Raw genomic sequence first — 3,363 nt, 5'->3', positions numbered from 1 at the left:
CCCTAACTGTCTGGCATTGCCCTCTCGGGTCGCCTTTCGTCGGTTTGAAACCGCTTTGTTTCAGCGTTCGCTCAACGGCTGGCCAGGGCGGAGGCACGGCGCACGACAGGAGCCGGGAAATCACCCAGTTCGCGGGCGGCGTTTTCACCATGGTCGGCTGCCTGGGCGGCGGCGATCTTCTCGTCGGCGCGCACTTCGCTCGGCTTGACGGTCAGCACGGCCTGGCGGGGAAGCTTGACAGTGGCAACCGCGGCAGCCTTGGCCGCGCCCGGGGTCGTCACTTCGATGCCCTTTTCGCCCTGGATGGCGGCCAGTTCGCCGCTGTTACGGGCCGCAACCAGATCGGCAACGACTTGCTCGCGGGTCAACGGGGTGGTTTGGGCGGAGGCGGCGCCTGCGGCGATCAACAGGGTGGCGGCGATGAGGGTGGACAGCTTGCTCATGACGGGCTCCTTCAGTGTCTGGCAGGAACTTCCTGCTTTCTAGGTCACTCGGACATCGCGACCGCGGTGTCCATGGGCCGAACTGTAGGGAGCTGATCTCAGTAGAAATACTAGGCTGGCGGGAACTGACTATTCATTCAACGCAAACAGTCATCCCTAGTTCGTCATCGTTTCGCCACAAGCCATCAACGGTGCTCGAAGTTCGGCGCTCGCTTGGCCAGGAAGGCTTCCATGCCCTCGTGCTGATCATGGCTGCCGAACAGCGCATGAAAGTAGCGGCGCTCCACGGCCACGCCGTCGGTGAGCGGCGCCTGATAGGCGAGGTTGACGAGTTCCTTGATCAGCATGACCGAGGGGCCGCTGAAGCCATTGATGGTTTCAGCGGCGGCCAGGGCTTCTTCGAGCAGCTTGTCAGCCGGCACGACGCGCGACACCAGGCCTGCGCTCTCGGCTTCTGCGGCGCCCATCATGCGGGCGGTCAACAGCATGTCCATGGCCTTGCTCTTGCCCACCGCGCGCGGCAGGCGCTGGGTGCCGCCCGCGCCGGGGACGATGCCAAGCTTGATCTCGGGTTGGCCGAACTTGGCTGTGTCGGCCGYGATGATGAAGTCGCACATCATCGCCAGCTCACAGCCGCCGCCGAGCGCAAAGCCGCCTACCGCAGCGATGACGGGTTTGCGCACCTGCAGGATGGTCTCCCAGTTCTTGGAGATCAAACCGCTCTTGAAAGCCGTGGCGAAGGTGTGGGGCAGCATGGTCGGAATGTCGGCGCCGGCCGCGAAGGCGCGCTCCGATCCGGTCAGCACGATGCAGCCGATGCCGTCATCGGCGTCAAAGGCGAGCAGGGCGGCGCCCATTTCGTCCATCAGCTGGTCGTTCAGCGCGTTCAGCGCCTTGGGGCGGTTCAGCGTGATCAGTCCGGTCTTGCGCGGGCCGTCGCCATGGACGGCGGTGAGGATGCATTCGTAGGTCATTGGCTGAGTTTCCTGGGCGTGTCGTTGATTGATTCTGGCGCGGCTTGCAGCGGCGCGCTCTTGAGCATGAGATCGATATAGGTGTCGGCGTCCTGTCGGATGACCAGGCGCACGGGCAGGTATTGCAGGCCAGGTGCCAGCCAGACTTCAGCGGCCAGGTCGCCACCGGCGGGCGCACGGGTGGGCCTGAGATGCCAGCTGGCCAGCGGGCCCATCGGCGTATCCAGCGTCTCTTCGCCCACCACTTCGTATTGCCAGATGTATTGACGGCGAGCCAGCACCAGCGGGAACTGCACGGTGCGCCCAGCCTGGAGCAGCTCGCGGCCGGTCAAAAAGAGCCAGGTCAACTGGACGAACTGGCTGGCCGAATCCTGCGCGCCCCGCGAGGCCGGCTCGCGCGAACCGGTGGCGAGTTGGACCTCATTGCCCAGGAAGAACACGCTGGCGCGCCGGCTGTCACTGAGAATGACCTTGGTCTCCTCGTCGTAGCGTTGCGGCGCGATGCCCTCGGGCGTCAACTGGCCCTGGCTGCTCATGCGTCGTGTGATCAGCGGCGCGAAGCCGGGGCCGACGCCGACGTCGAGGTGGACTTGGTAGTCCCGCCCCTTGCGCAGCCATTCGACCTGGGCCTGGCCGCTGATTGGTCCCCGGTAGTTGCCGGTCAGCACATAGCTGAGCCGCGTTGACAGCGGCCATTCAGGACCGGGCTCCCCGTCCACCGGCGGCGCCGACGCGGCCTGGGCAACGGAGGCGGGTTGTTCAGGCGCTGACGCTACGGACGCGACGGGCTCGGGGAACGGCGGTTCCGATGCGGCGACGGGCTCAGGTGCGGAGGCCGCCGGACCTGGCAGTTGGACGTTCGCTGACGGCGCCTTGGCGCGCGGCTGAGGTGGCGAAGGCGGCCGCACGCGCAAAGCAGGCGGCTCATGCAACTGCATCTCGCGCACCAGGGCGATCTGCATGCGCGCCGGCATGGGCGGCGGGCCTTCGCTGATCCAGCCCTCGTGGATGCGCTGCACCTCGTGGCCGAGCAGCAGATGCAGTGCCAACACGGCCAGCACCAGCAGGCCCGGCGGCCGCGGTGTCTTCATGCTGCCTCAGGCGCCGAGCCAGTGGCGGCGCGCAGCGTGCGACCCGTCGGCCAGCGTCAAGGCAACAGCAGAGGACTGCGGCGCGGGGAGCTCGACATTGAGCTCGATCAAGCGCTGGTCGCGGCTGACGAGCAGGCGCAGCTGCGTCTCGCCGCTGCCCAGCAGGCCCGCCACCTCATCGAGGCGACGCAGGCGCCAGCCGTTACAGCCGAGGATCTCGTCGCGTGCATTGACGCCGCCCGCCTCGGCGGCGCCGCCGGTGAGTACATGAGTCACGCCAATGCCCGTCAACGCCGCCTCGCGCACGCGCAGGCCCAGACGCTGGGCGACGTTGGTCCGGCCCTCGTCGCGCCAGACAATGCCATGTCTCTCCAGCAGCGCGCGCAGTGGCAGCTCGTCGCGGCCATGCACCCAGCCGTGCAATTGCGCCGCAACCGCGTCGATGGACAGCGCACGCACAGCGTCGAGGATGTCGGCCTCACTGACCGGGCCGCCGGCGCTGGCCGTCCACAGTCGCGTCATCAGCGCATCCAGGCTGGATTTTTGATCCCGCAGGCTCAGGTCCAGGCAGAGCGCGACAAGGGCGCCCTGGCCGTAGTAGTTGCTCGCGGCGTTGACGCTGTTCTCGTCGGGCCGGTAGTACTTGGTCCAGGCCTCGAAGCTGGCTTGGGCCAGCGGCTGCACGCGCCGGCCCGGCGAGGCCAGCACGCTGTTGACGCTGGCAGCGAGCAGTTTCAGATACCGCGGCGCATCGACCAGGCCGGCGCGGCACAGCATCAGTTCGTCGTAGTAGCTGGTGAACCCCTCGAAGAACCACAGCAGCTCGGTGTAGTTCTCGCGCTGGTAGTCGAAGGT

The 3,363-nt window shown here is 67.0% G+C and carries 4 protein-coding genes; all 4 read right to left on the bottom strand.

Annotated features, from left to right (window positions below; translation table 11 throughout):
• Positions 1-71: 71 nt before the first annotated feature.
• On the bottom strand, positions 72-443 hold the full coding sequence (locus tag ACXJKR_RS27840) for a DUF4148 domain-containing protein (RefSeq protein ID WP_056204416.1): 372 nt from the start codon (positions 441-443) through the stop codon (positions 72-74).
• Positions 444-628: 185 nt separating this feature from the next.
• Positions 629-1,417 (bottom strand): enoyl-CoA hydratase, encoded by a 789-nt coding sequence (locus ACXJKR_RS27835; protein ID WP_457325582.1) that lies wholly within the window; start codon positions 1,415-1,417, stop codon positions 629-631.
• Positions 1,414-2,508 carry a DUF3108 domain-containing protein gene (locus tag ACXJKR_RS27830; RefSeq protein WP_457325581.1) on the bottom strand — a complete coding sequence of 365 codons (1,095 nt, stop codon included), beginning with the start codon at positions 2,506-2,508 and terminating at the stop codon, positions 1,414-1,416. The genes ACXJKR_RS27835 and ACXJKR_RS27830 overlap by 4 nt, the downstream gene beginning before the upstream one ends.
• A 6-nt stretch (positions 2,509-2,514) precedes the next feature.
• Positions 2,515-3,363, bottom strand: an 849-nt coding sequence (locus tag ACXJKR_RS27825; protein WP_457325580.1) for a M61 family metallopeptidase, incomplete at its 5' end; no start/stop codon positions are given.

The sequence above is a fragment of the Roseateles sp. P5_E11 genome (assembly GCF_054049355.1).
Note: the sequence above shows the minus strand (reverse complement) of the source record. Positions and strands in the feature narration are given on the sequence as shown.